20 protein-coding genes and 5 pseudogenes are annotated in these 23083 nt (G+C 70.0%); 9 read left to right on the top strand and 16 right to left on the bottom strand.

All coding sequences use genetic code 11. The features are described from left to right. From L1066_RS28840 to L1066_RS17630, 9 genes and pseudogenes are all read right to left on the bottom strand, one after another. The coding region (locus L1066_RS28840; protein WP_376707699.1) for an acyl carrier protein at positions 1-104 on the bottom strand (104 nt) is incomplete at its 3' end. Next, a complete protein-coding gene (locus L1066_RS17665) occupies positions 67-1587 on the bottom strand; it encodes an AMP-binding protein (protein ID WP_235737538.1) in 1521 nt (506 codons plus the stop codon). The genes L1066_RS17665 and L1066_RS28840, both read right to left, overlap by 38 nt. A 160-nt stretch (positions 1588-1747) precedes the next feature. Next, positions 1748-2962, bottom strand: coding sequence for a condensation domain-containing protein (locus tag L1066_RS17660; RefSeq protein ID WP_235737540.1), 1215 nt, complete (start codon positions 2960-2962; stop codon positions 1748-1750). Positions 2963-2974: 12 nt separating this feature from the next. Continuing rightward, entirely contained in the window at positions 2975-3901 is a 927-nt protein-coding gene (locus L1066_RS17655; protein ID WP_235737537.1) for an isochorismatase family protein, read from the bottom strand. After that, complete coding sequence (locus L1066_RS17650; protein ID WP_235737539.1) at positions 3898-4161, bottom strand: AMP-binding enzyme; 264 nt, start codon at positions 4159-4161, stop codon at positions 3898-3900. The genes L1066_RS17655 and L1066_RS17650 overlap by 4 nt, the downstream gene beginning before the upstream one ends. 243 nt (positions 4162-4404) lie before the next feature. Then, positions 4405-5561: pseudogene (locus tag L1066_RS17645) on the bottom strand (AMP-binding protein); the annotation flags it as partial. After that, on the bottom strand, positions 5558-6634 hold the full coding sequence (locus L1066_RS17640) for an isochorismate synthase (protein ID WP_235737536.1): 1077 nt from the start codon (positions 6632-6634) through the stop codon (positions 5558-5560). The gene L1066_RS17640 and the pseudogene L1066_RS17645, both read right to left, overlap by 4 nt. Positions 6635-6708: 74 nt before the next feature. Beyond that, complete coding sequence (locus L1066_RS17635; protein WP_235737535.1) at positions 6709-7473, bottom strand: SDR family oxidoreductase; 765 nt, start codon at positions 7471-7473, stop codon at positions 6709-6711. Positions 7474-7565: 92 nt separating this feature from the next. Then, positions 7566-7922 carry a VOC family protein gene (locus tag L1066_RS17630; RefSeq protein ID WP_235737534.1) on the bottom strand — a complete coding sequence of 119 codons (357 nt, stop codon included), beginning with the start codon at positions 7920-7922 and terminating at the stop codon, positions 7566-7568. A gap of 99 nt (positions 7923-8021) precedes the next feature. Here L1066_RS17630 and rocD point away from each other — a divergent pair. Continuing rightward, a pseudogene (gene rocD / locus L1066_RS17625) lies at positions 8022-8948 on the top strand (ornithine--oxo-acid transaminase); the annotation flags it as partial. A gap of 137 nt (positions 8949-9085) precedes the next feature. Beyond that, the gene (locus tag L1066_RS27965; protein WP_312008150.1) at positions 9086-9256 is read left to right on the top strand and encodes a hypothetical protein; all 171 of its coding nucleotides are present in this window, start codon (positions 9086-9088) and stop codon (positions 9254-9256) included. A 123-nt stretch (positions 9257-9379) separates the two neighbouring features. Here the strand turns inward: L1066_RS27965 and L1066_RS17620 are convergent. Further along, a pseudogene (locus L1066_RS17620) lies at positions 9380-10461 on the bottom strand (inositol-3-phosphate synthase). A 54-nt stretch (positions 10462-10515) separates the two neighbouring features. Beyond that, positions 10516-11088 (bottom strand): PadR family transcriptional regulator, encoded by a 573-nt coding sequence (locus L1066_RS17615; protein ID WP_235737533.1) that lies wholly within the window; start codon positions 11086-11088, stop codon positions 10516-10518. Positions 11089-11321: 233 nt separating this feature from the next. Here L1066_RS17615 and L1066_RS17610 point away from each other — a divergent pair, with 233 nt between their 5' ends. The 3 genes and pseudogenes from L1066_RS17610 to L1066_RS28835 all read left to right on the top strand — a co-directional run. Further along, a complete protein-coding gene (locus L1066_RS17610) occupies positions 11322-13547 on the top strand; it encodes a transglycosylase domain-containing protein (RefSeq protein WP_235737532.1) in 2226 nt (741 codons plus the stop codon). 103 nt (positions 13548-13650) lie between these two features. Continuing rightward, a complete protein-coding gene (locus L1066_RS17605) occupies positions 13651-14970 on the top strand; it encodes a glycosyltransferase family 87 protein (RefSeq protein ID WP_235737531.1) in 1320 nt (439 codons plus the stop codon). A gap of 70 nt (positions 14971-15040) precedes the next feature. Next, positions 15041-15685: pseudogene (locus L1066_RS28835) on the top strand (phosphatase PAP2 family protein); the annotation flags it as partial. 11 nt (positions 15686-15696) lie between these two features. Here the strand turns inward: L1066_RS28835 and L1066_RS17600 are convergent. From L1066_RS17600 to L1066_RS17590, 3 genes are read right to left on the bottom strand one after another with little or no spacing between them, the layout of a single operon-like run. Then, positions 15697-16869: an alanine racemase gene (locus tag L1066_RS17600; protein ID WP_235737530.1), complete on the bottom strand. Its 1173-nt coding sequence runs from the start codon at positions 16867-16869 to the stop codon at positions 15697-15699. Between the two features lie 4 nt (positions 16870-16873). After that, entirely contained in the window at positions 16874-17998 is a 1125-nt protein-coding gene (locus L1066_RS17595; protein WP_235737529.1) for a lipid II:glycine glycyltransferase FemX, read from the bottom strand. 55 nt (positions 17999-18053) lie between these two features. Continuing rightward, the gene (locus L1066_RS17590; protein ID WP_235737528.1) at positions 18054-18866 is read right to left on the bottom strand and encodes a deoxyribonuclease IV; all 813 of its coding nucleotides are present in this window, start codon (positions 18864-18866) and stop codon (positions 18054-18056) included. A gap of 173 nt (positions 18867-19039) precedes the next feature. Between L1066_RS17590 and L1066_RS17585 the strand changes: the two are divergent. Further along, a pseudogene (locus L1066_RS17585) lies at positions 19040-19564 on the top strand (SDR family oxidoreductase); the annotation flags it as partial. After that, positions 19510-19836: an SDR family oxidoreductase gene (locus L1066_RS28830; RefSeq protein WP_376707698.1), complete on the top strand. Its 327-nt coding sequence runs from the start codon at positions 19510-19512 to the stop codon at positions 19834-19836. The pseudogene L1066_RS17585 and the gene L1066_RS28830, both read left to right, overlap by 55 nt. A gap of 24 nt (positions 19837-19860) precedes the next feature. On the opposite strand, the gene L1066_RS17580 is transcribed toward L1066_RS28830, so the two are convergent. Next, positions 19861-21243 carry a threonine dehydratase gene (locus tag L1066_RS17580; protein ID WP_235737527.1) on the bottom strand — a complete coding sequence of 461 codons (1383 nt, stop codon included), beginning with the start codon at positions 21241-21243 and terminating at the stop codon, positions 19861-19863. 151 nt (positions 21244-21394) lie between these two features. On the opposite strand from L1066_RS17580, the gene L1066_RS17575 reads away from it, so the two are divergent. After that, positions 21395-22327, top strand: a complete 933-nt coding sequence (locus L1066_RS17575; protein WP_235737526.1) for a hypothetical protein — start codon at positions 21395-21397, stop codon at positions 22325-22327. Beyond that, a complete protein-coding gene (locus tag L1066_RS17570; protein ID WP_235737525.1) occupies positions 22324-22650 on the top strand; it encodes a hypothetical protein in 327 nt (108 codons plus the stop codon). The genes L1066_RS17575 and L1066_RS17570 overlap by 4 nt, the downstream gene beginning before the upstream one ends. A 251-nt stretch (positions 22651-22901) precedes the next feature. Here the strand turns inward: L1066_RS17570 and L1066_RS17565 are convergent. Continuing rightward, positions 22902-23083, bottom strand: a 182-nt coding sequence (locus tag L1066_RS17565; protein WP_235737524.1) for a hypothetical protein, incomplete at its 5' end; no start/stop codon positions are given.

Genomic DNA, 23083 nt, shown 5'->3' with positions numbered 1-23083 from the left:
GCCAAGGTCACGTCGACGCCGAAGTCCTCGCACAATGACGCCACCAACCTCAACGCCGTCAGGGAATCACCACCGAGGTCGGAAAGTCGCCGTCCACCCGGCACCGGTCGACTCAGCACACCGGCGACCAGCTCGCCGACCTGCTGTTCGGCCAGCGTGGCAGGGCATCGCCTGCGGCAACCTCCACCGCGGGCGGGTGTTCGCGGGCCAATCGCGACCGGTCGGCCTTGCCCGTGCTCCCCACCGGGATCGTCGGCACGGCGATCCAGCTGCTCGGCGCCCAGGCCTGCGGCAGCCGCTCGGCGGCGCGCTCGCGAAGGCGGGTCTCGGCACCGGCATCCGTTGGCGACGTACCAGGCCACGAGGCGGGACTCGACCACACCGACGGCCAGGCCGTCGACGCCGGGCGCGCCCGCCAGCGCGTGCTCGACCTCCCCGAGCTCGATGCGTTGGCCGCGGATCTTGACCTGGTCGTCGGTGCGACCGAGGCAGCAGCAGCGCGCCGTCCAGGCGCCAGGCAGCCAGGTCGCCGGTGCGATAGAGACGGCCCGCGATGCCGGGCACCTCGCAGAACCTCTCGGCGGTCAGGTCGGGACGACCGGCGTAGCCCTGGCCAGCTGGATGCCACCGAGCCACAGCTCCCCGGGGACACCGATCGGCCGCGCGGCGCCGCTCGGTGCGAGCACGTGGCAGGTCGTGTTGGCGATCGGCCAGCCGATCGGTACCGGCCCGTCGTCCGTCGGGTCGCACTCCCAGCAGGTCCACGTCGACGGCGGCCTCGGTCGGGCCGTAGAGGTTCGTCGGGGCGACCGAAGGCGTCGACGCATCCGGACACGAGATCCGGCGTGAGCGCCTCGCCGCTGCAGACCACTGCTCGCACGGAGCCGTCGCGGACCGTCCTGCTGCTGCTGGTCGAGCGAGGAAGGCGCGCAGCATCGACGGCACGAGGTGCAGTACCGCCACCTCCTGCTCGGTGACCACCGTCGCGAGTCGACGCGGGTCGCGGTGCGCACCTGGATCGGCGATCACGACCGTCGCGCCCACCTGGTGCGCCCAGGTGAGCTCCACACCGACGTCGAAGGAGATCGGTGTCTTGTGCGGCACCCGCTCGCCCGGCTGCAGGTCGAACTGCTGCTGCATCCACCGCAGCCGGTTGTCGATCGCTGCATGCGACACGAGCACCCCCTTCGGCCGTCCGGTGGAGCCCGAGGTGAAGAGCAGGTACGCGGGCGCCCCGGTGTCGCCGAACGGCTCCAGGTCGATCGCGGGCGGGGTCTTCCCCCGACACCGTGGCAGCAGCGTGACCGGTTCCGGACCGGGCTCGTCACCGAGGACGACGGTGCACCCGGCGTCCTCGAGCAGGTCGCGGAGCCGTGCTTCGGGCAGGTCGGGATCGAGGGAAGGTAGAGCCGCCCCGAGCAGCAGGATGCCCTGGATGGCCTCGAAGAGCTCGCAGGAGCGCTCCAACCTGACGCCGACCACGTGCCCCGCGGCGACACCCCACTCACGCAGCGCGCCGGCGACGCGGCGGGCGGCGAGGTCGAACTCGGCATAGGTGCGCTGCTGGTCGCCATGGACGAGGGCCACGGCGTCAGGGTGCGGGCGACCTGGGCCGCGAATCGTTGCGACAGCGTCTGCACGTCATAGGCGGTGGCGGTGGCGTTGAAGCCGGCGATGGTCGCAACCTCGGCGTCGGTCGCCAACGGCAGCTGCGCGACCTGGTCTGCCGGGTCGGCGTCGGCGAACGTCACCAACCAGGCCAGCAGGCGCTCGAGGTGGAGGTCGAGCTCCGCCGCACCGTAGAGGCGCGGGTTGGCGTCGAGCTCGAGGCGCACGGTACGGCGTCGACCGGGGTGCCGCGCAGGCAGACGGTCATGTCCTCGACCGGGCCGGCGGTCACGTTGCGCACCAGACCGACCACCTCGCCGAGTGTCAGCTCGAGGTCGAACGGCACGAGGTTGAGCTGGGCGCCGAAGAGCTGTCCGTCGCCGATCCGTCGCAGCCGTCGCAGCAACTCCTCCTGGCGCAGGAACGGGTGCTGGCGCACCGCCCGCTGGTCGGCAGCGGTCGCGGCCAATGCCTCGGCCACCGTCAGGTCGGCCGGCACGCTGACCGGCAGCACGTTCATCGCGGTGCACACGGTGCCGGCGGCCGCCAGCCGGCCACGACCCGGTTGGGAGCGGTTCATCAGCGGCACGCCGATGCGGGTCCTGGGCAGGTTGGCGACGCGGGCGAGATAGGCACCCACCGCAGCCGTGACGAGGTCGGTCCAACCGACACCGAGGCGGCGCGCGCCGGCAGTGATCCGCGCCTGCTGGGCGTCGTCGAGGACGGCATCGCGTCGTACGGCCTCCGGTGCTGGGGCGTCGACCCGACCCGCAACCGCGACCACGTCGGCCATCGTGGCCAGCCGCGGCTCCCAGAAGGCATCGGCCGCCGCGGATGCGGTGGCCTCGGCGTCCTCGGCGATGACTTCGGCCAGCGTCGACGTGGGCCCGCCGACGGTGCCGTCGTGGAGCTCGGCGATGCGGCGCAGCAGTTGCTGGGCACCGTAGCCGTCGAGCAGCACGTGATGGGCGGCGTGGTACCACCACGTCCGTCCGTCGGGCAGCGCCAACAACGCGGCCCGTAGGGGCACTGGAGCACCCGCAGTGAGGTCGAAGGGTCGAGCCAGGTCGGCTCGCATCCACGCATCGGCCTCCGTCTCGTCCGCCACTGTGACGACCGGCAGCGTTGCCTCGGCGGACGTTCCGACCTGCTGCCGTGGTCCCTCCGGCGTCACCTCGAAGGTCACCCGCAGCTGCTCGAACTCGGTGTACGCCGCAGTGTGGGCGGCGCGCAGCCGGTCGACGTCGACCGGGCCGCTCAGCTCCACCACCTCGGCGGTGGTGTGGCACGGGTTGTCCGGGTCGAGGGCGTGGGCGAAGAAGAGCCCGAGCTGCGCGGAGGTGAGGGGAGCCAGCTGGTCACGGAATCAGGCGCTGGTGAGTTCGCGAGCCTGCTTGCGCAGGTGTCCGACGGTCGGCCGGCGAGTGAACTCGCCGAAGTCGACGTCCAGGCCCTCCTCGGCCAGCAGGTCGAGCACCTCGAACGCACGCAGCGAGTCCAGACCCAGCTCGAAGAGGTCGGTCTCCGGCGCGACGAACGCCTGCGCGGCCAGGTCGGCGCCGAGGTGGGTGGTCAGCTCCTCGCGGAGCAGCACCTCCCACGGCGCGGCGTCACCGGGGGTTCGGGCTGCCGGCACCTCGACGGCGGAAGCCGCGAACGACGCCACCACGGTGTCCGACATGAGCAGCACGCCGCAGCAGCTGGCGATCTGCTGCAGTGCGAGCGCGTGCTTCTCGGCACTGAAGTCGGCGATCCCGTCGGCGACCACGAAGGGGTGGACCTCGCGCTGGAACGCCTCCAGTGCCGTGGCGGTGACGCCGATGTGGGCATAGACGCCGGTGATGACCAGCTGGTCGCGGCCGCGTGCGGCCAACTCGTTGCCGAGGTCGTTGCCGGCGAACGCGTTGTAGCGGTGCTTGGTCAGCACCACGTCGCCGTCGAGCGGACGCACCGCTTCGAGGAGCTCGGTGTGCTCCGGGATGTCCTGCATGCCCGGACCCCACAGGTCGCGCTGCAATCCCCGCAACGTCTGGTCCTGGTTGCCCTTCTGGGCGGTGTAGAAGACCGGGATCCCCGCCTGGCGGGCAGCCGTCAGCACGGCTGCGGTGCGACGTACGGCATCGGTCAGCACGCTCTCGCCCTCGCCGTAGGGGCGGGCGAAGTAGCGCTGGAGGTCGTGCACGAGCACGGCGGCGCGGCCGGGCTCGAGCGTCCAGGTGCCACGGCTGGTCGGAAGGTCTGCGTGGGGCGGGACGGGCGGCAGGTAGTCGATGCCCTCGGGCAGGCTGCTCATGGGGTCTCCTGGAGCTGGGAGGTGAGGAGGGTACGGAGCTCGCGACGGCTGTTCTTGCCGACGTGGGTGATCGGGAAGCTGGTCAGGAAGTGCACGTCGTCGGGCAACTTCCAGGTGGCCAGGCCGGTGTCGCGCAGGTGGTCGAGCAGCCGGGCGGTGAGTGCCTCGTCGGTGGCGACCCCCGCCTCCGGCTGCACGACGACGCAGAGGCGCTCGCCGAGATAGGGGTCCGGCAGGCCGAGGGCGACCGCGTCGAGCACGTCGGGGTGCGCGAGCAGTGGCTCCTCGACCTCGTCGGTGGCGATCTTCTCGCCGGCGCGGTTGATCTGGTCCTTGGCGCGGCCGGTGACGACGAGGTGTCCGCTGGGGAGACGGCGTACGAGGTCGCCGGTTCGATAGAAGCCGTCTTCGGTGAAGGAGTCGCGGTCGGCGACGTCGCAGCGGTAGTAGCCGCGGATCGTGTAGGGCCCGCGGGTCAGCAGCGCCCCTTCCTCGCCGTCGGTCACCTCGCGCTCGTCCGGATCGTCGGGGTCGACGATGCGGATCTCGTCGTGCTCGCTGATCGGCCGGCCCTGGCTGCCCAGCACGACCTCGTCGGGGTCGTCGTCGCGGGTGTAGTTGACCAGACCCTCGGCCATGCCGAAGACCTGCTGCACGCGTGCGCCGAGCACCGGGCCGATCTCCTCCGCGACGGCGTCGGCGAGCTTGGCTCCCCCGACCTGGAGCACTTCGAGCGAGTCGAGGTCGGGCCGGCGGCGGCGGGCGGACGAGAGCCAGGCCTGTGCCAGGGGCGGTACCAGCGAGGCGAGGGTGACCCGCTCCTGCGCGATCAGCGCGAAGCTGGTGCGGGGCGAGGGATCGCGCGCCAGCACGACGGTGCCACCGACGTGCAGCACGCCGAGGATGCCCGGTGAGCTCATCGCGAAGTTGTGCCCGGCAGGGAGCACCACCAGCATCCTCGTGGCGGCGCTGAGGTTGCAGATGTCTGCCGACGCCCGCACCGAGTAGAGGTAGTCGGCGTGCGTGCGGGGATCAGCTTCGAGATACCGGTCGTGCCGCCCGACAGCTGCAGGAACGCGATGTCGTCGGGCCGCGGCTTCGGCAGCACGAACTCGGTCGCGGCCACCGGCAGGTCCTGTACGTCGACCACTGCTGCGGGCACGCCGCCGCGCCCTTGCACCAGCTCACCGACGCGAGCCGTGAGTGCGAGGTGGTCATGACCGTCGGTGTCGCCGCAGACCACCAGGGCAGCTGCATCGGCGAGCAGGCAGAACTGGGTGAGCTCGGCCTCGCGGTGACCCGGTTGGGCGAAGACCGGCAGGGCGCCGAGGCGGAAGCAGCCGGCGATGAAGGCAGCGAACTCGACGACGTTGGGCAGTGCCACGATCACGCGGTCACCCTCACGTACGCCGACGCCGCTGAGGACGCCGGCAGCATGCTCGGCCTGCGCAGCGAGGTCGCGGTAGGTCCAGCGGTGGTCGTTGCCGTGGGCGTCCTTGCCGACGACGGCCAGGTTGTCCGCGAAGCGGGTGGTCCGGTCGGTGACGAACTCGTCGAACGTCTCGTCGGTCCACAGCCCCGCCGCGCGGTAGCGGTCCCGGAGCTCCTCGGGCCAGCTGCGAACCGGGGCCAGCGGGCTGCGGCTGCTCGGGGCGTTCACAGCCCGACCACCTTCGCCATCGTGCCGAGCTTCGCGCCGGTCTCGGCCACCTCGAGCTCCGGCACCGACCCCGCGACGATGCCGGCACCGGCGAAGAGCCGCAGGTGGTCGTCGTCGAGCAGCGCGGAGCGGATGGTGATCGCGAACTCGCCGTCGCCGGCGGCGTCCACCCAGCCGACGCAGCCGGCGAACCACTTGCGCAGGTCACCCTCGAGCTCGGCGATCGTCGAGTAGGCGGCGCCCAGCGGCACGCCACCGACGGCGGGGGTCGGGTGCAGCAGTTGGGCGAGGTGCAGGGCACTGGGGGCCTCGGTCCCGGGAGCGATCCGGGCCCGGATGGGCGAGCCGAGGTGCCACAGCGTGTCGGTGGAGACCAGCTCGGGCGTGAGCGGTGCCTCGACCTCCACGCAGACGTCCTTGAGGGCGTGCACGATCGCGTCGACCACGAAGGCGTGCTCGGCGTGGTCCTTGGTCGAATGGAGGAGCCCGTCGGCACGGGCCCTGTCCTCCGCGGCGTCGGGCGAGCGCGGGATGGAGCCGGCCAGCGGGGTGCACTCCACGACGTCACCCCGGCGTCGCACCAGCAGCTCGGGGCTCGCCCCCACCAGCACCTGACCGTGGTCGAGGTCGGCACTGACCGGGACCGAGAAGAGGTGGTTGCCCGGTCGCGTCAGCAGCAGCCGGTTGATCACCTCGACCGGGGTCAGCGGTGGTTCGGAGTGCACGTCGAGGCAGCGCCCGAGCACCACCTTCGCCACCTCGCCGGCCTTGATCCGCGCCAGCGCGTTCGTCACCATCTCGGCATAGTGTTCGGCGGTCGGGTGCTCGGTCACCGTGTGCGTCCGCTCGACCTCGTCCTCCGTGACCGGTGGTGGCAACGGCTGCTCGCGGCCCGTCGTGAGGTGGAAGAGGCCAGGGGACTCCTCGGCGAACGAGAGCGCGCCGACCGCCTGCTCGCCGGGTTCGAGGGCGGCCACCACCGCCGACGCCCAGGCGGGGTCCTGCCCGTCGGGAGCGGTGAGGGTCCGGCGGACCCGGGTGCCGACGTACGCCCGGTCGCCGGTGGCGAACATCAGGGGGCGGGTGGGAAGCACCTGTCGCGGGCGCCCCCAGAGCAGCCGAGAGTGCGCGGAGATTGGGCGAGGATTCACAGGCTTGCGCCTCCGTCGACGAAGAGCTGCTGCAGCGTGATGTGTCGAGCAGCGGGAGAGAGCAGGAAGCAGATGGTGGCCGCCACGTCGGCGGGGTCGGCCAGCCGGCCGAGCGGGATGCCGATGCGGAACTCCTCGGGGCTTCCGTGCAGGGCGGCGCGGGCTCCCGCCTCGGCGTCGGCCCACAGGGCCTGCTGCATCGGGGTGTCGGTGGAGCCGGGCTCGACCACGTTGCAGCGGATGCCGCGTGCGGCCAGTTCCAGACCGGCGGAGCGGGCCAGCGCCGACGTGGCGGCCTTCGAGGCGGCGTAGGCGAGCATGCCGGTGCGAGGCACCCGGGCGGCGTTGGAGCTGACGACGACGACGGCGCCGCCGTCGCGGACGTGTGTACGGGCGCCACGCAGGCAATTGAGGGCGCCGCCGGCGTTGACTGCGAGGTGGCGAGTGAAGTCGTCGTCGGTGGTGTCGGCGAGGGTGCCCGGAGTCAGTGTCCCGGCGGCGGAGACGACGCCCGCGAGGGGGCCGAGGCTGGCGACGGCGTTGGCGAACGCTGCTGCCACGGCGGCGGAGTCGGCAACGTCGCAGACCTCGGTGTGGGTGGACGTCGTCAGGCTGTCTGCCGTCTCGCGCAGGCCGGTCGCGTCGCGATCGAGCAGTGCCAGGTCCACTCCGGACTCCGCCAGCAGGGTCGCCGTGGCGCGGCCGATCCCGGAGGCGGCTCCGGTCACGACCACGGGGCCGGGGAGGCGCGACGAATTCATGTGATGATGTTAAGGCATGCCTTACCTAAAGGCACTCGGGTGCCACTCGCTGGACGCCACGCTCGCGACGGCCGAGCGTTCACCAACACGACCTAGTGCGCTCCGCTCACACAGAACTCGTTGCCGTCGGGATCCGTGAAGGTGTCCCACTGGAAGCCACTCTCGCCGCGCTGTCCCAGGTGCCGGGCCCCGGCGGCGACCCAGGCGGCGATGCCTGCTTCGCGCTCGACTCCCTCGTCCCAGCTCAGATCGAGGTGGATGCGGTTCTTGCCAGGTGTTGGCGTCTCGACCTGCTGGAAACCGAGATTCGTGGTCCATCCGGGGATCGCCACCATGCAGAAGAAGCCGTCGGCATCCATCACGATCTCGCCGCTCAGGCGTTCCGCCCACCAAGCGGCGAGCGCTCGCGGAGCAGCGGTGTCGACGGTGATCATTCCGAGTGCGGGCACGGGTCCTCCTGTGGTCGGTCTCCGGACGGATGCAGCCTACGTGGAGGCGCGTCGTTCGAGCTCTCCCCTTTCGGTGCCCCGGACACGTATCGTCTTGTCATGGGAGACAACGAGACGACCAGCCGGGCCCAACTCGCCGCGATCGCGGAGGTCGAGGCGCACGCCGCGCACAACTACCACCCGCTGCCCGTCGTCATTGCCGCGGCGGAGGGGTCCACCGTCATCGATCTCGACGGCAACCGCTATCTCGACTGTCTCGCCGCCTACTCGGCCGTCAACTTCGGACACCGCCATCCGGGGCTCACCGCGGTCGCCAAGGCGCAGCTCGACCGGGTCACCCTGACCAGCCGTGCCTTCCACTCCGCCGAGCTCGGTCCCTTCTGCGCTGCGCTGGCCGAACTCGCCGGCAAGCAGATGGTGCTGCCGATGAACACCGGAGCCGAGGCGGTCGAGTCCGGCATCAAGGTGGCCCGCAAGTGGGGCTACGAGGTCAAGCAGGTGACGCCCGACCGGGCCAACGTCGTCGTCGCGCACGGCAACTTCCACGGGCGGACCACGACGATCGTCTCGTTCTCCGACGACCCGGACGCCTTCACCGGCTACGGTCCCTTCGCTCCGGGCTTCCGCAGGGTGCCGTACGGCGATGCTGCCGCGCTGGCCGAGGCGATCGACGACGACACGGTTGCCGTGCTGCTCGAGCCGATCCAGGGCGAGGCGGGTGTGATCATCCCGCCGAGCGACTACCTGCCGCGGGTGCGGGAAGTGACGGCGGCCCGCAACGTGCTGTTGATCGCCGACGAGATCCAGTCCGGCCTCGGCCGCACCGGGGCGACGTTCGCCTGCGACCTCGTCGGGGTGGTGCCTGACCTGTATCTGCTCGGCAAGGCGCTCGGCGGTGGGATCGTCCCCGTGAGCGCCGTGGTCGGCAACGCCGACGTGCTCGGTGTGCTGCGACCCGGGCAGCACGGCTCGACCTTCGGCGGCAACCCGCTCGCGGCCGCTGTGGGGCTGGCGGTCGTCGAGTTGTTGCAGACCGGTGAGATGCAGCAGCGTGCGAAGGTGCTTGGGGAACGTCTGCGTGGGGGCTCACAGCGCTCATCGGCCACGGCGTCACCGAGGTCCGGAGCGTCGGTCTCTGGGCCGGTGTCGACATCGACCCGTCGGTGGGCACTGCCCGCGAGGTCTGCGAGCGGATGCTGCGGGCCGGCGTACTCGCCAAGGACACGCACGGGCAGACGGTGCGGCTCGCCCCGCCCCTGGTGGTCACCGAGTCCGAACTCGACCTGGCCGTCTCCGCCCTGACCGCGGCCGTCGCCAACCTGCAGGAAGGCTGAGCCCGGCCTCAGAGGTTGCGCGCAACCTCCAAGCTCCCGCCATCGTGGGGAAAGGCCGAGGCCGCCACCCCGGGCGGGGGTGGCGGCCTCGTCTCAGTCAGTCAGGCTGAGTCTGTCGGGGGCTCAGTTGCCCCGGATGAAGGCCTCGAGCTGAGCGCGACCTTCGGTGTCCTCGATCTGGACCGGCGGGCTCTTCATGAGGTAGGCCGACGCGGGGATGATCGGGCCGCCGACACCGCGGTCCTTGGCGATCTTGGCTGCGCGGACGGCGTCGATGATGATGCCGGCCGAGTTGGGGAGTCCCAGACCTCGAGCTTGTACTCCAGGTTCAGCGGGACGTCGCCGAAGGCGCGACCCTCCAGGCGCACGTAGGCCCACTTGCGGTCGTCGAGCCACGCCACGTAGTCGGACGGGCCGATGTGGACGTTCTTGTCGTCCTTGAGGTTGGCCAGCGAACCGGTGAGGTTCGACGTCACGGCCTGGGTCTTGGAGACCTTCTTGGACTCAAGGCGCTCGCGCTCGAGCATGTTCTTGAAGTCCATGTTGCCGCCGACGTTGAGCTGGTAGGTGCGGTCCAGCGCCACGCCACGGTCCTCGAAGAGCTTCGCCATCACGCGGTGCGTGATGGTGGCGCCCACCTGGGACTTGATGTCGTCGCCGACGATCGGGACGCCGGCGTCCTCGAACTTCTTGGCCCACACCGGGTCGGAGGCGATGAAGACCGGGAGGGCGTTGACGAAGGCCACACCGGCGTCGATCGCGCACTGGGCGTAGAACTTGTCGGCCTCCTCCGAACCCACCGGGAGGTAGGAGACGAGCACGTCGACCTCGGCGTCCTTGAGCGCCTGGACGACGTCCACGGCCTCGGCGGAGGACTCCTCGATGGTGAGGCGGTAGTACTTGCCCAGGCCGTCAAGGGTCGGGCCGCGCTGCACCTCGACACCCAGGGTGGGGACGTCAGCGATCTGGATGGTGTTGTTCTCGGAGGCGTTGATGGCCTCGGAAAGGTCCTTGCCGACCTTCTTGTCGTCGACGTCGAACGCGGCAACGAACTTCACGTCGGAGACGTGGTAGTCACCGAACTTGACGTGCATGAGACCCGGGACGGTGCTCGACGCGTCAGCGTCCTTGTAGTACTCCACGCCCTGGATGAGGGAGGTGGCGCAGTTGCCCACTCCCGCGATTGCGACTCGAACCGAACCCATGGGTTCCCTTCTTCCTAAGAAATTCTTCTCTGACTGACTGACTTGTCTCGGTGGTCAGCCCTGCGAGGGCTTCTCCACCGGGTGCTGACTGCGCTCGGCGTTGATCAGGTCGGAGAGCCACTTGACTTCCCGCTCCACCGACTCGACGCCGTGACGCTGGAGCTCGGACGCGTACTGGTCCATCTCCTTCTGCGTCATCGACAGCTGTGTCTGCACCTTCTCCAACCGTTCCTGGAGCCGGCTGCGACGCCCTTCGAGCACTCGCAGCCTGATCTCCATGTCGGTCCGCCCGAAGAAGGCAAACCTGATGTCGAAGTTGCCGTCCTCCCACGCTGTGGGACCCACCTCGGACATGAGCCGGACGAATTCGTCCTGCCCGGCCTCGGTGAGCTGGTAGACGATGCGGGGACGCCGATTCTGCAGTGCGCCTTCCTTCTGGACCGTCCGCTCCTCGATCCAGCTCGCCTTCAGCATCTTCTTCAACGCCGGATAGAGGGACCCATAGGAGAGGAGTCGCCCCCAACCCAGCATCAGGTTGAGCCGCTTGCGCAACTCGTAGCCGTGCATGGGTGACTCGTGCAGCAGTCCGAGGACTGCCAACTCGATGCTCTCTCCACGCCTTGCCACAGACCTATCGTACCGATATATCGCAGGGGTTGTGAATTCGGCGGTGAACTCGGGGTGTCGAGGCACCGTGTCGGGTCCGCCATCGCGTTCGTGGGCGGGGCCCACCGCTGCCCGCGTACTCTTGGCGCGGATCACGCCGTGTGGACAGGTATGCCCTGCCCCGGTTGGTCCGCCTGCAACGCACGTTTCCCCCGCGGCCCGAGCTGCGGCGTACGCAACGAAGGACCACGACCTTGAGCGGAAAGCGAAAGGCCACTGCGGCCGGTGACAAGCGGCCCGAGCGGCCGCTGTGGAAGCGACGGCTTCTCAAGACCCTCAAGTGGAGTGGCATCACCGGACTCGTGCTGGCGTTGCTCTCCGTGTTGACGTTCGTGATCCTCTATCGGGCCATCGACGTCCCGGACCCGAACGCCGACTTCCAGACGCAGACGAGCTACGTCTACTACTCCGACGGCAAGACCGAGGTCGGTCGCTACGCCAACCAGAACCGCAACTCGATCGCGTTCTCCGACATGCCCGACACGGTGAAGGCGGCCGTGGTGGCCGCTGAGGACCGCAGCTTCTGGAGCAACCGAGGCATCGACCCCAAGGGCATCCTGCGCGCCGCCTTCTCCAACGCCCAGGGCAACGACCGCCAGGGCGCCTCCACGATCACGCAGCAGTACGTGAAGATCCTCTACCTGAGCCAGGAGCAGAGCTACAAGCGCAAGATCCGTGAGGCGATCGTGTCGCTCAAGCTGCACCGCCAGCAGAGCAAGGAACAGATCCTCGAGGGCTACCTCAACACCATCTACTTCGGCCGCGGCGCGTACGGCGTCGACGCGGCCGCGCAGGCCTACTTCGGCATCCCCGCCAAGAAGCTCAACCTGCGCCAGAGTGCCGTGCTGTCGTCGGTGATCAACAACCCCACGCTCTTCGACCCCGCCAACGGCAAGCAGAACAAGCAGGCGCTCAAGAGCCGATTCGCGTGGATCCTCGACGGCATGGCGAGCATGGGTGAGATCAGTGCGGAGGAGGCCGAGCAGGCGGCCAGGCGCCTCCCGAAGTTCCCCGAGATCAAGGTCGAGTCGACCTACGGCGGTCAGAAGGGCCACGCCCTGGCGCTGATCCGCAAGGAGCTGCTGGCGCTCGACTTCACCGACGAGCAGATCGACGGCGGTGGTCTCCGGATCACCACCACGCTCACCAAGAAGGCCATGGATGCCTCTGCTGCCGGCGTTGCCGAGGCCCGTCCCGAGGGCGTCAAGGGCCTGCACATCGCGAGTGCCTCGGTGGAGCCGGGCACGGGGGCCTTGCGCGGCTTCTTCGGTGGTCAGGACTACCTGCAGTCGCAGCTCAACTGGGCGGTCTCCGGTGGCCAGCCGGGGTCGACCTTCAAGGCCTTCGCACTCGCTGCGGGCATCAAGGCTGGCTTCTCGCTGCGGGACACCTTCGACGGCAACTCGCCCTTCACGTTCGCCGAGGGCCAGCGTCCGGTGCGCAACCTCGGTGGCGGCGACGGCACCGACTACGGCCGGGTCAACCTGATCAAGGCGGCGGAGGACTCCATCAACACCGCCTTCGTCGACCTCACGATGAGCCTGCCGAACGGCCCGAAGGACGTGCTCAAGATGGCCAAGGCCATGGGCATCCCGGCCGACGACGGCAGTCGGGGCCTCGACAACCTGCGCACCTCGCCCGGCCTGGCCGCCAACCCCGGCATCGCACTCGGCTCGGCCACGGTCAGCCCGATCAACATCGCCAACGGCTACGCCACGATCGCCAACGACGGTGTCGCCGCCGAGGTCTTCGTGATCCAGCGTGTCGAGGACCGCAACGGCAAGCAGCTCTACCAGCACAAGGTCAGTGACAAGCGGGTGCTGGACGAAGACATCAATGCCGACGTCTCCTACGCCCTGCAGCAGGTCGTCACCTCCGGCTCCGGTACGACGGCACGCGGCCTGGGTCGTCCGGCCGGCGGCAAGACCGGCACGGCCACCAACTCCAAGGACCAGGTCTCCAGCTCCTGGTTCGTCGGCTACACGCCGCAGCTCTCCACAGCGGTGATGATGGTGCGGGGCACCGGCAACGAGTCGCTCGAGGAGGTCATGCCGGGCACCTACTACGGCGGCCGCTATCCCGCGGCGATGTGGACCTCGATCATGGGCAAGGCACTGGAGGGTGAGGAGATCCTCGACCTGCCCGACGCCGCGTGGACCGATGGGGAGGCTCCGGGCGAGGGACATGAGTACGTGCCCCCGCCCCCGCCGCCGCCCACGTCGGACAAGCCGAAGCCGACCAAGACCAAGAAGCCGGACGTCCCGAAGGATCCCACGACGGAGCCCACTCCCGACGAGCCGACGGACGATCCGACCACGGACGAGCCCACCGACGACCCCACCCCCGACCCCACCGACCCGGCTCCGACGGACGACGTGGCGGACGGCTGGCGCGAGGGGTTGCCGCCGGGCCGTGACTGACCCCGTAGCCCCCAGCCGGGAGGATCCGCTGGTCGGTTCGCTGAGTGAATCGATCGGTGGACCGCTCGGCGAGCGCGCTCGTCCGCACCGGTGGTGGACACCGATGCGGGTGATTCTCGCGCTCACCGCCGTCTTCTTCGTGCTCGGCATGCTCCAGAAGGCGCCGTGCTGGAACGAGGACTGGAGCAACGGGGAGGAGCGCTATGCCAAGATGTGCTACTCCGACATGCCCTACCTCTACACGGGGCGCGGCTTCGCGGAGCTCAACTGGCCCTACTCCGACGACGAGCAGGTGCGTGAGCGCTACGAACGGGTCATGGAGTACCCGGTCGGCATCTCCTACTTCGCCTGGGGCGCTGCTTGGGTGACCCACGCCGTCCACGGCTTCCCCGACACGGTGGCGCGCGGAATGATGTCGGTCGACGACCTCTTCCGAGACCCCGACGTGATCGAGGAGCGCACCGACTACGTCGCGATCTCAGCCCTCCTGCTGGCCTTCGCCACGTTGCTGGCTGCCTGGTTCCTGGCCGGGACCCATCGGCGACGCCCGTGGGACGCGGCGCTCTTCGCGGTGTCGCCCGTGCTGGTCGTCAACGGACTGATCAACTGGGACCTGCTCGCGGTCACGATGGTGGCCGGTGCGTTGTGGGCCTGGTCGCGCGACAAACCGGTGCTGACGGGGGTGATGATCGGTCTCGGCACGGCCACGAAGCTCTATCCGCTCTTCCTGTTGGGCGGCATCCTCGTCATCTGCTGGAGGCGTCGGGAGTGGTGGAAGTTCGCCTCGGTGACCGTGGTCGCGGCCCTCGTCTGGCTGGTCACCAATGCGCCTGCGATGGTCAGTGGCTGGGACGAGTGGAAGGTCTTCTGGACCTTCAATTCCGAACGTGGCGCAGACCTGGGCAGCCTCTGGCTGGTCCTCAACCAGGCGGGGGCGTCCTTCACCCCGGACCAGATCAACATGGCGTCATGGATCTTCTTCGCGGGTTGGTGCCTGATGGTGCTCGTGCTCGGACTGGCCGCGCCGGAGAACCCCCGCCTGGCGCAGCTGGGCTTCCTGATCGTGGCCGGCTTCCTGCTGGTCAACAAGGTCTATTCGCCGCAGTACGTGCTGTGGCTGCTGCCCCTGGCCGTGCTGGCCCGTCCGCGGTGGCGCGACCAGCTGATCTGGCAGGCGGGTGAACTGCTCTACTTCGCCTCGGTGTGGTGGTACCTCGGCGGTTTCCTGGCTCCCGGATCCGGTGACGACGCCGGCTTCTACTGGATCGCCATCATCGTCCGGATCCTCTGCGAGCTCTACCTGATCACCGTGGTCGTCCGCGACATCCTGTGGCCCCACCACGACGTCGTGCGCCGCACCGAGCCACCCGAGCCGGAACCTCGGGCCGGCGGGACGAGACGACCGGAGTTCAGCGGAGTGTGATCTCGCCACCGGATGTGGTCGATACACACCCGGTGGCGGAGATGCGAAAACGGTGTGGTCGACTGCGCCCATGGCCGTGGTCGATCAGACGCCCGTCGCCCGCCCGGGAGCGGGTCACCGGATGCCCACCCGACAGTTCCTGCTGTGCCAGGTGTTGCTGCTCCTGGCGGCGGTGGCCGTCTACTTCGGGGTGCGCAGCCTGACCACCGGCGACGCCGGGGCCGCGATGGACAACGCTCGCCGGATCATCGGCCTGGAGGAGTCGCTCGGCATCTTCGTGGAGGCGGACTTCCAGGAGTGGGCGCTCTCCTTCGACGGGGTGCTCCGCGCTGCCAACACGGTCTACATCTGGGCTCACTGGCCGGTCATCGCGGGTGTGCTCGGCTGGCTGGCGTGGCGCCGTCGTGAGGCCTTCCTCGTCTATCGCAACGCGCTGCTCATCTCCGGGCTGGTCGGCATGCTCGTCGTTGCGACCTTCCCCGTGGCCCCGCCGCGGCTCATGGATCTCGGATTCATCGACACCGTGACCCAACACTCGGACGCCTACCGGGTGCTGCAGCCACCGGCCTTCACCAACCAGTACGCCGCGATGCCGAGCTTCCACGTCGGTTGGGACCTGCTCGTCGGACTGGCCCTCATCCGGGAGGCGACGCACCCGCTGGCGCGGGGCCTGGGACGCGTGCTGCCCGTGCTGATGGTGGTCGCCGTGGTGGTGACCGGCAACCACTACTTCCTCGACGCGCTCGTCGGCGACGCAATCGTGCTGGTGGCTCTCGGCGTCGCTGCCTGGCCCGCGCTGGCCCGTGCGCGGGCCGCCCGCAGGGTTGAAGCCGCCCGGGCGGCGTCAGGGTTGGCTGAAGACCACGCGGTCGAAGCTGGTGGCGGTGAAGCGGACGCGTACGTCGACCTCGTCACCGATCGCGGGCACGGCGGAGCCGTGGGGAGGAACAGCATCGAGGCCTGCATGTGCGGGGGCTCGGCGAAGAGCCGCTGCTTGCCGCCGATGCTGAAGGGCGAGCGCACGAAGCCGGCGGCGTCGAGACCGCCGCGGGCGATGGCGCCGGCGCGGTCCCTGATGGTGTTGCCACCCGTGGGCGCCTCGAGGCCGATGCCGTGGGCGGTGCCACCGCTCACCACGAGCAGCGTGCCGTCCTTGGGCGCTGACCGTCCCCGGTAGCCGAAGACGTCACCCCTCTTGACGCCGTGGGCGTCGAGCACACTCGCGCGCACCTGCAGCGCGCCCCGATCGCCCAGCCACAGCTCGGTGCCGATGCGGGGACGGAAGGTGTAGTCGGGCCAGGACCTGGCCAGCTCGGCCAGCTCGGCGTCGGTGAGGTGGCTGACCCAGATCGTCCGGGTCGGCAGGTCGGCGGCGACGACGTCGGTCATCAGGCGCTGCACCTCGGACAGGTGGGAGGCGCCGGTCATCGGCAGGTGCAGCGCCACGCCCTCGAGCCGGGCGTCGGGGTGGGCGGCGAGGATCGCTCCCGCCTCGCGGAGCCCGGCCGCCGAGAAGCCGTGGCGGACCATCGAGGTCATCCGCTCCAGCACGAAGCGGCTCGCGCCGTCTCGGCGCAGCAACGCCTCGAGATCGTCGGTGCGGCCGACCGTGTGGATCACGCGGGGGTCGAGCTGTTGTTCTGCCGCGACACCGAAGGGGCGCCACGGGGTCAACACCAGCAGTGACGCCGGGAAGACGTCGCGCACCGCAGCGAGCTCGTCGTACGTGCCGACGGCCAGGGTGTCGACACCGAGTAGGCGGGCCTCGTCGGCGAGACGGGTGTTGCCCAGGCCGTAGCCGTTGCCCTTCGTGACCGGGACGAGCGTGGGTGCCCGACCCAGCGTGAGGTGCTGGTTGCCGCGGAACCGAGCCTGGTCGACGTAGAGCGTGAGACTCATGGGACTACCGCCGTTCCATGTAGACCGTGAACGCCTTGTGCACGAGCCGGTTGATCGGGAGCTCCCACTCGCCCGCGTATTCGACGGCCTCGCCGCCGGTGCCGACCTTGAACTGGATCAGCCCGACGTGGGCGTCGTCGGCGTCGAGGGTGTCGGTGATGCCACGCAGGTCGTAGACGTCGGCACCGGACTCGAGGGAGTCGCGGATCATCCGCCACTGGACGGCGTTGGAGCCGCGCACGTCGCGCTTCTCGGTGGAGGAGGCGCCGTAGGAGTACCAGGTGTGGCCGCCGACCCGGATCCACAGCGTGCTGGCCACCAGGTCGCCCTCGTGGTGGGCGAGATAGACGCGCATCTCGCTCAGGTCGCCGGCGCCGTTGAGGGCGTCATACATCGTGGTGAAGTAGCCGAGCGGGCGCGGCGTGAAGTGGTCTCGTTCGGCGGTGTGCACGTAGAGGTCGTGGAATGCCTTGAGGTCGTCCTTGCCACCCAGCGCCACTTCGACGCCCGACTTGTCGGCCTTCTTGATGTTGCGACGCCAGAGCTGGTTCATGCCCTTGAGCACGTCGTCCTCGGTGCGCGCGGTGCCGTCGGGGTGGCGAAACGGGATCATGAAGTTGTATTGCGGCTGACCGGCGGCGAAGCCGCCCGCTGCGGCGAGGTGGCGCCAGCCGAGGGCGTTGAGCTGGCTGACGACCCGGGCGCCGTCGACGCTGCGTTCGGTCGGCGGCAACTCGGTGAGGCGACGCACGGCCTCGTCGGCGATGCCGGTCTTCACCTGTGCGGCCGACCAACGGCCGGTCACCACGGGCGGGCCCATGCGGACCGCGAAGGCGCCCTGCTTCTTGAGGTGCTTGACCATCGGAGTGAGGAGGGCAGCCAGGTCGTCGTCGGCCCAGTCGAGCACCGGCCCCTCGGGGAGGTAGGCCAGGTAGCGCTTCACCTTGGGAAGCTGGCGATAGAGAACCAGGGCAGCGCCGACCGGTCGCCCGTCGCGCTCCCACAGCAGCGACTCACTGCGCCACTCGGCCTTCACGGCCGCCCAGGCCGGGGTCTGCAGGAAGCTGACCGCACGACGGGTGCGCAGGAACGCCTCGTGCTCGGCGGTCGTCGCGGTGCGAACGGTCACGGCGTGGGGGAAGAGGCAGGCACGGCCTCGAGGCTACCCGTCGCGGGCGTGGGGGTCAGAGTCGCTCGCGGAGCCAGGCGAAGTCGGTGGTGTGTTCTGCCGCACCACCGGGGGTCTCGCACACGACTGGGGCACCGGCGTCGCGGATCACCTGGGCCAGCAGGTCGGGGTCGATCTTGCCGTTGCCGAAGTTGGCGTGTCGGTCGGCGCCCGAGTTGAACTCGTCGCGACTGTCGTTGGCGTGGACCAGGTCGATGCGCCCGGTGATCGCACGGACGTCGTCGACCACGGTCTCCAGCGCGTTGCCGCCGGCATGGGCATGGCAGGTGTCGAGGCAGAAGCCGACGTTGTCGGAGCCCGCTGCCTGGGCGATGGCCTCCCAGACCTGCTTGATGCGGTCGAGGTGGCGCGTCATCGCGTGGTCGCCACCGGCGGTGTTCTCGATGAGCAGCGGCAGCTTCAGGTCGGTGGCCTCGATCGCCTTTCGCCAGTTGTCGAAACCGGTCGCGAGGAGTTCGGGGTCCTCAGCGGCCTTGTCGACGTGACCACCGTGCACGACCAGGCCCTTGGCACCGATCTCGGCCGCAGCGTCGACGTGCTTCTGCAGCAGCTTGCGCGAAGGAATCCGGACGCGGTTGTTGGTGGTGGCCACGTTGATGATGTAGGGCGCGTGCACATAGATGCTCAGGCCGGCTGCCTCAGCATCGGCCCGCAGCTTCTCCGCACCGCCCTCGTAGGCCACGACCGGTCCCTTGAAGCTCTGAGGACTGCCCAGGAACATCTGGATGACGGTGGTGCCGCGCGCAGCGGCCTCCGCGATCGGGTCTTCCTGGTCGACGTGGGCTCCGATGGCCAAGCTGGTGCTCATGGCTCCATCGTGTCAGGTCCCCGGTGGTCGCGTCCCGGGTGCCGAGTGGTCGTGCGCGTGCGTCGATCCGGCCGCCTCACGGGTCCGCGGTCGCCACTGGCCGGGAGGAGCAGCACATCGGCCGCCGTCGCGGAGTTGACTCCCGCTCAACGTCATCGACCGAGAGGGCCACCATGACCGGACGTCTGCACCAGAAGATCGCGATCGTGACGGGAGGCGCCCAGGGCATGGGCGCCGCGACCGTGCGCCGGTTCGTCGAGGAGGGCGCGAAGGTCCTGATCGCGGATCTCCTGGTCGACAAGGGCGGGGCACTGGCCGACGAGCTCGGTGAGAACGCGGCGTTCCTCCGCCACGACGTGGCGGACGAGGACTCCTGGACCGAGGCACTGGGCTGTGCCGAGCAGGCCTTCGGGCCGGTCGACGTCCTGGTCAACAACGCCGGCGTCATGCACTGGGGCGCCATCGACGAGCTCGACCTGGAGCGCACCCGGAAGCTCCTCGACGTGAACCTGATCGGCGTCATGCTGGGCGCGAAGGCCGTCGTGCCGAGCATGAAGGAGCGTGGAAAGGGCGCGATCGTCAACATCTCCTCCGTCGACGGACTGCGTGGCGTCAACGGACTCTCCGCCTACACCGCGTCGAAGTGGGCGGTGCGCGGGTTCACCAAGTCACTCGCGTTCGAGCTCGGCCCGCACGGCATTCGGGTCAACTCCGTCCATCCCGGTGGCGTCGACACGGTGCTGGGCAACCCGATGGGCCGCACCGGCGACGAGCTCCAGCTCCCCTACCGGGGGTTCCGTTGCAACGGATCGGTGAGCCGGAGGAGATTGCCGACGTCACGGTCTTCGTGGCCAGCGACGAGGCGCGCTACGTCACCGGCGCCGAGATCGCAGCAGACGGCGGCTGGTCGGCAGGCGCCTACTACCCGGGCCTTCCCGGCACCCCTGAAGCGCTGATGCCGCGCCGCTGAGCGGCCCGGGGCGGTTGGCGTGGGTCAGCCCAGTGCCCTCAGGAGTACGTCGGCGTCACAGTTGCCGCCCGTGTGGACGATCGCGACCCGGCGACCGGTCAGGCGATCACGCTCGGCGAGTGCCCCGGCGAGGGCCAGGGAGCCGGCCGGCTCGGCGAGGTTGTGGGTGGCGGCAAACATGAGGCGCATGGCGGCGGCAGCCTGCTCGTCGCTCACCTCCACGATGCGAGAGGCACCAGCGCGGATCACCGCGCAGGCCATCGGATCGGGCACCCGGCAGGCCACCCCGTCGACGAAGGTGTCGACCACGTCGGTCGAGATCGGGCGGCCGGCGGTGAAGGAGTGGGCGTGGGCCGGCGCCCCGGTGGAGACCACTCCGACCACCTCGGTGGCGAGGCCGAGCATGTCGCGCACGTTGATCTGTGCGGCGATGCCGGAACCCATCCCGACGGGCACGTAGACGACGTCGATCCCGCGGACCTGCTCGTGGAGCTCGGCGGCGAGGGTCGCGACGCCCTCGACCAGCCACGGATGGAAGGCCGGTACGACGGTGAGGCCGTGCTGGGCCGCCAGCGCCTGGGAGTGCTCGAGGGCGGCCTGGAAGTCGTGGCCGTGCGTGATGACGTGGGCGCCCAGCGCTGCCATCGCAGCGTTCTTGTCGGGGCTGTTGCCCTCGGGCACCACGATCGTGACCGGGATGCCGTGCGCGCGACCGGCAAACGCGAGGCTCTGACCGTGGTTGCCACGGGTGGCACTGATCAGTCCGGCGGGCCGCGCTCCGTGGACCCGCAACCGCTCGAGATAGTTGAGGCCGCCGCGCACCTTGAAGGCACCCACCGGTGTGTGGTTCTCGTGCTTCACCCACAGTTCGGTGCCGAGTTGCTGCTCCAGCAGCGGCCAGCGGATCACCGGTGTCTGAGGCACGTGCTGGGCCACGACACTGCGGGCGTAGGTCAACGATGCGACGGTGAAGAGCGGTCCGGGATCGGGCACCGTGGGCGGCGACCAGTCCTGGGGCTGGGCGGTGGGAGCCGGCCAGTCTCCGGACGGGGGACCAGCGACGGGAGCCGGCGGCGTACCCGCCCGGGCGGTGACGTCACCGGGCACGGCCGGGATCGTCGAGGCCCGGATCTGCGCCAGTGCCAGGGGGATGTCGTCGCGGGAGGCAGCCCCTGACGCGACGTCCTCGATCAGCTGTCGCAACTGGATGAGTCGGCCGGTGGCGACGGCGTTGCCGATGCGAGAACGGGTGCCGGCGACCAAGGCACCGAGCATGGGGTCGGAGATGCCGAGCAGGCCGGGGAGTTCGCCCGGGTGCACGTCCAACACCTGCTGGGCGCCAGCGACCAGGGCGGCCGCCGTGGCACCGAAGGCCTGGTGCTGCTGGGTGAGGATGTCGTCAGTCACGGGTACTCGTACCTACGGGAAGTGGCAGGGGGTCGTCTCCGAACCTACCGGGGATCGCGGCGGCTCGCGTCGCGTCGGCATCCGCCTGGGGGTTCTCGCCGGGAGTGCGGTCGCAGGTGTGGGTACCGGCATGACGTGGAAGGGTGTTTGCGTGATCCGTTCGTACGTCGTCACCGCCGCCGTGTGCGCGGGTGCGCTCCTGCTCGCCCCGCTGGGTGCTGCCTCGAGTGCCCTGGGCGCGCCCGGAGATCTCGTGACCGTCACCGGGGATCGCGGTGCCGCACCGCTCGTGCAGCCCGGTCTCCATCCCCTCGACCTGCCCGGCGACGGATGGCTCGAGGTGCACCGGGAGGACCCGGCCAACACGCTGTGGATCGGGGAGTCGCTGGTGACCCCGCTGGTCAACAACGGGGAGCACTTCGTCACGGTGCACGACACCGAGGGTGACTGCTCCTGGAGTGGTCCTGACTCGGTCGGCCAGGAACTGGTGCAGGTGCAGCTGCGCGCCGGCGGCACCAAGACCGAGGAGTGTGCCGGCGGGTCGGTGTGGGTCGAGCACGACCTGACGTCGGCCACCGACTACGCGGGCACCACCGCGAGGCTGGCGGTGTGGGAGGAGCCGGCGGCCACGGCCGACGACCTCCCGGAGGCGTCTCGCCGGGTGGCGTGGCGTGTCCTGGGCGTGGGCGACGACGTCGTCGACCGCGATCTCGGCACCGACTTCACCGATGCTCCCGAGCTGCCCGACGGGCGCTACAACGTGCAGGTCGCTCCCGGTGTCCCGGCGCTCTTCGCCGTCCAGCTCGACTGGGGACAACACCTGCAGCTGGAGATGTCGCTGCCCGAGGGCAACACCGCGGAGGCGCCGGTGGTCAGGCCGCGCTTGATCAACCCGCTGGGCATCACCTCCGACTGGGCGACCGCCGTGGGCGACTCGTCGGGCACCTCTCCGCTCCAGGACACCTACCTGCTGATCTTCCCGGGAGTACCCAGAAGGGCGGCGGGGTCGTGTCGCCGACGATCCGCCACCGCAACCGTGAGGCGCCCGGAAACGCCGCCGCCTTCCCGGGCCTCTACTTCGTGACCCTCGACATGGAGGCCGACGGAGAGCACGCCGACTCCCCGGGCGCCGAGATCGAGATCGCGCTCGAGGTCGTGACCGACGAGGAGCCCGACTCGCCCTACGACGTGGAGCCGGCGCCGCTTCCCGACCTACGGCAGGTCGTCTCGGAGGAGGCGGCTGAGGATGAGCCGGCTACCGATCCGGCGTCCGGCGGGACCTCGCAGGCTGCCGCCGAAGACGAGCGTCCCTGGCCGGCTGCGATCGGTATGTTGGCTGGGTCGCTGGTGTGCGCCGCCATTGGGGCAGTGCTGCTGGGTCGCTGGCGAAGGGGTGCGGCGCGATGAGCCCCTGGTTGGTGATGGCAGCCCGCGACTGGCCGTTGATCTGGACCCTGGTCGGCGCCGCAGCAGTGCTGACCCTGGTCGGTCTCGGGCTGTTGTTCAGTCGACGCTGAGCCGTACGTCAGACGGCACGCGGCAGGCGCCCGGGCACTGCGAGGGTGCACGTGAACCGTCGCGGTGAGCGCTCGTCCGTGCCAGTTGCTGCGAGGGTTCACGTGAACCCTCGCGGTCATTCGAGCCATCGGTGCCGTCGGTCAGGTCGAGATCAGCGCGTTGAGCTCGGCGCGGTAGCTGGTCGCACGTCGCCCGCTGGCTCCGGCGCCGGCCAGGTGGTGCGCGGCAGGAGCTCTCGGCCGGGAGGTGCGGGTCAAGTCGGTGCGGGCGGCACGATCGCGGCGGCGACGGTGATCCGCCGGGGCGGGGTCGAGGACCGGCT

It is taken from the genome of Nocardioides alcanivorans (genome assembly GCF_021555175.1).
Lineage (GTDB): Bacteria > Actinomycetota > Actinomycetes > Propionibacteriales > Nocardioidaceae > Nocardioides > Nocardioides alcanivorans.
Note: the sequence above shows the minus strand (reverse complement) of the source record. Positions and strands in the feature narration are given on the sequence as shown.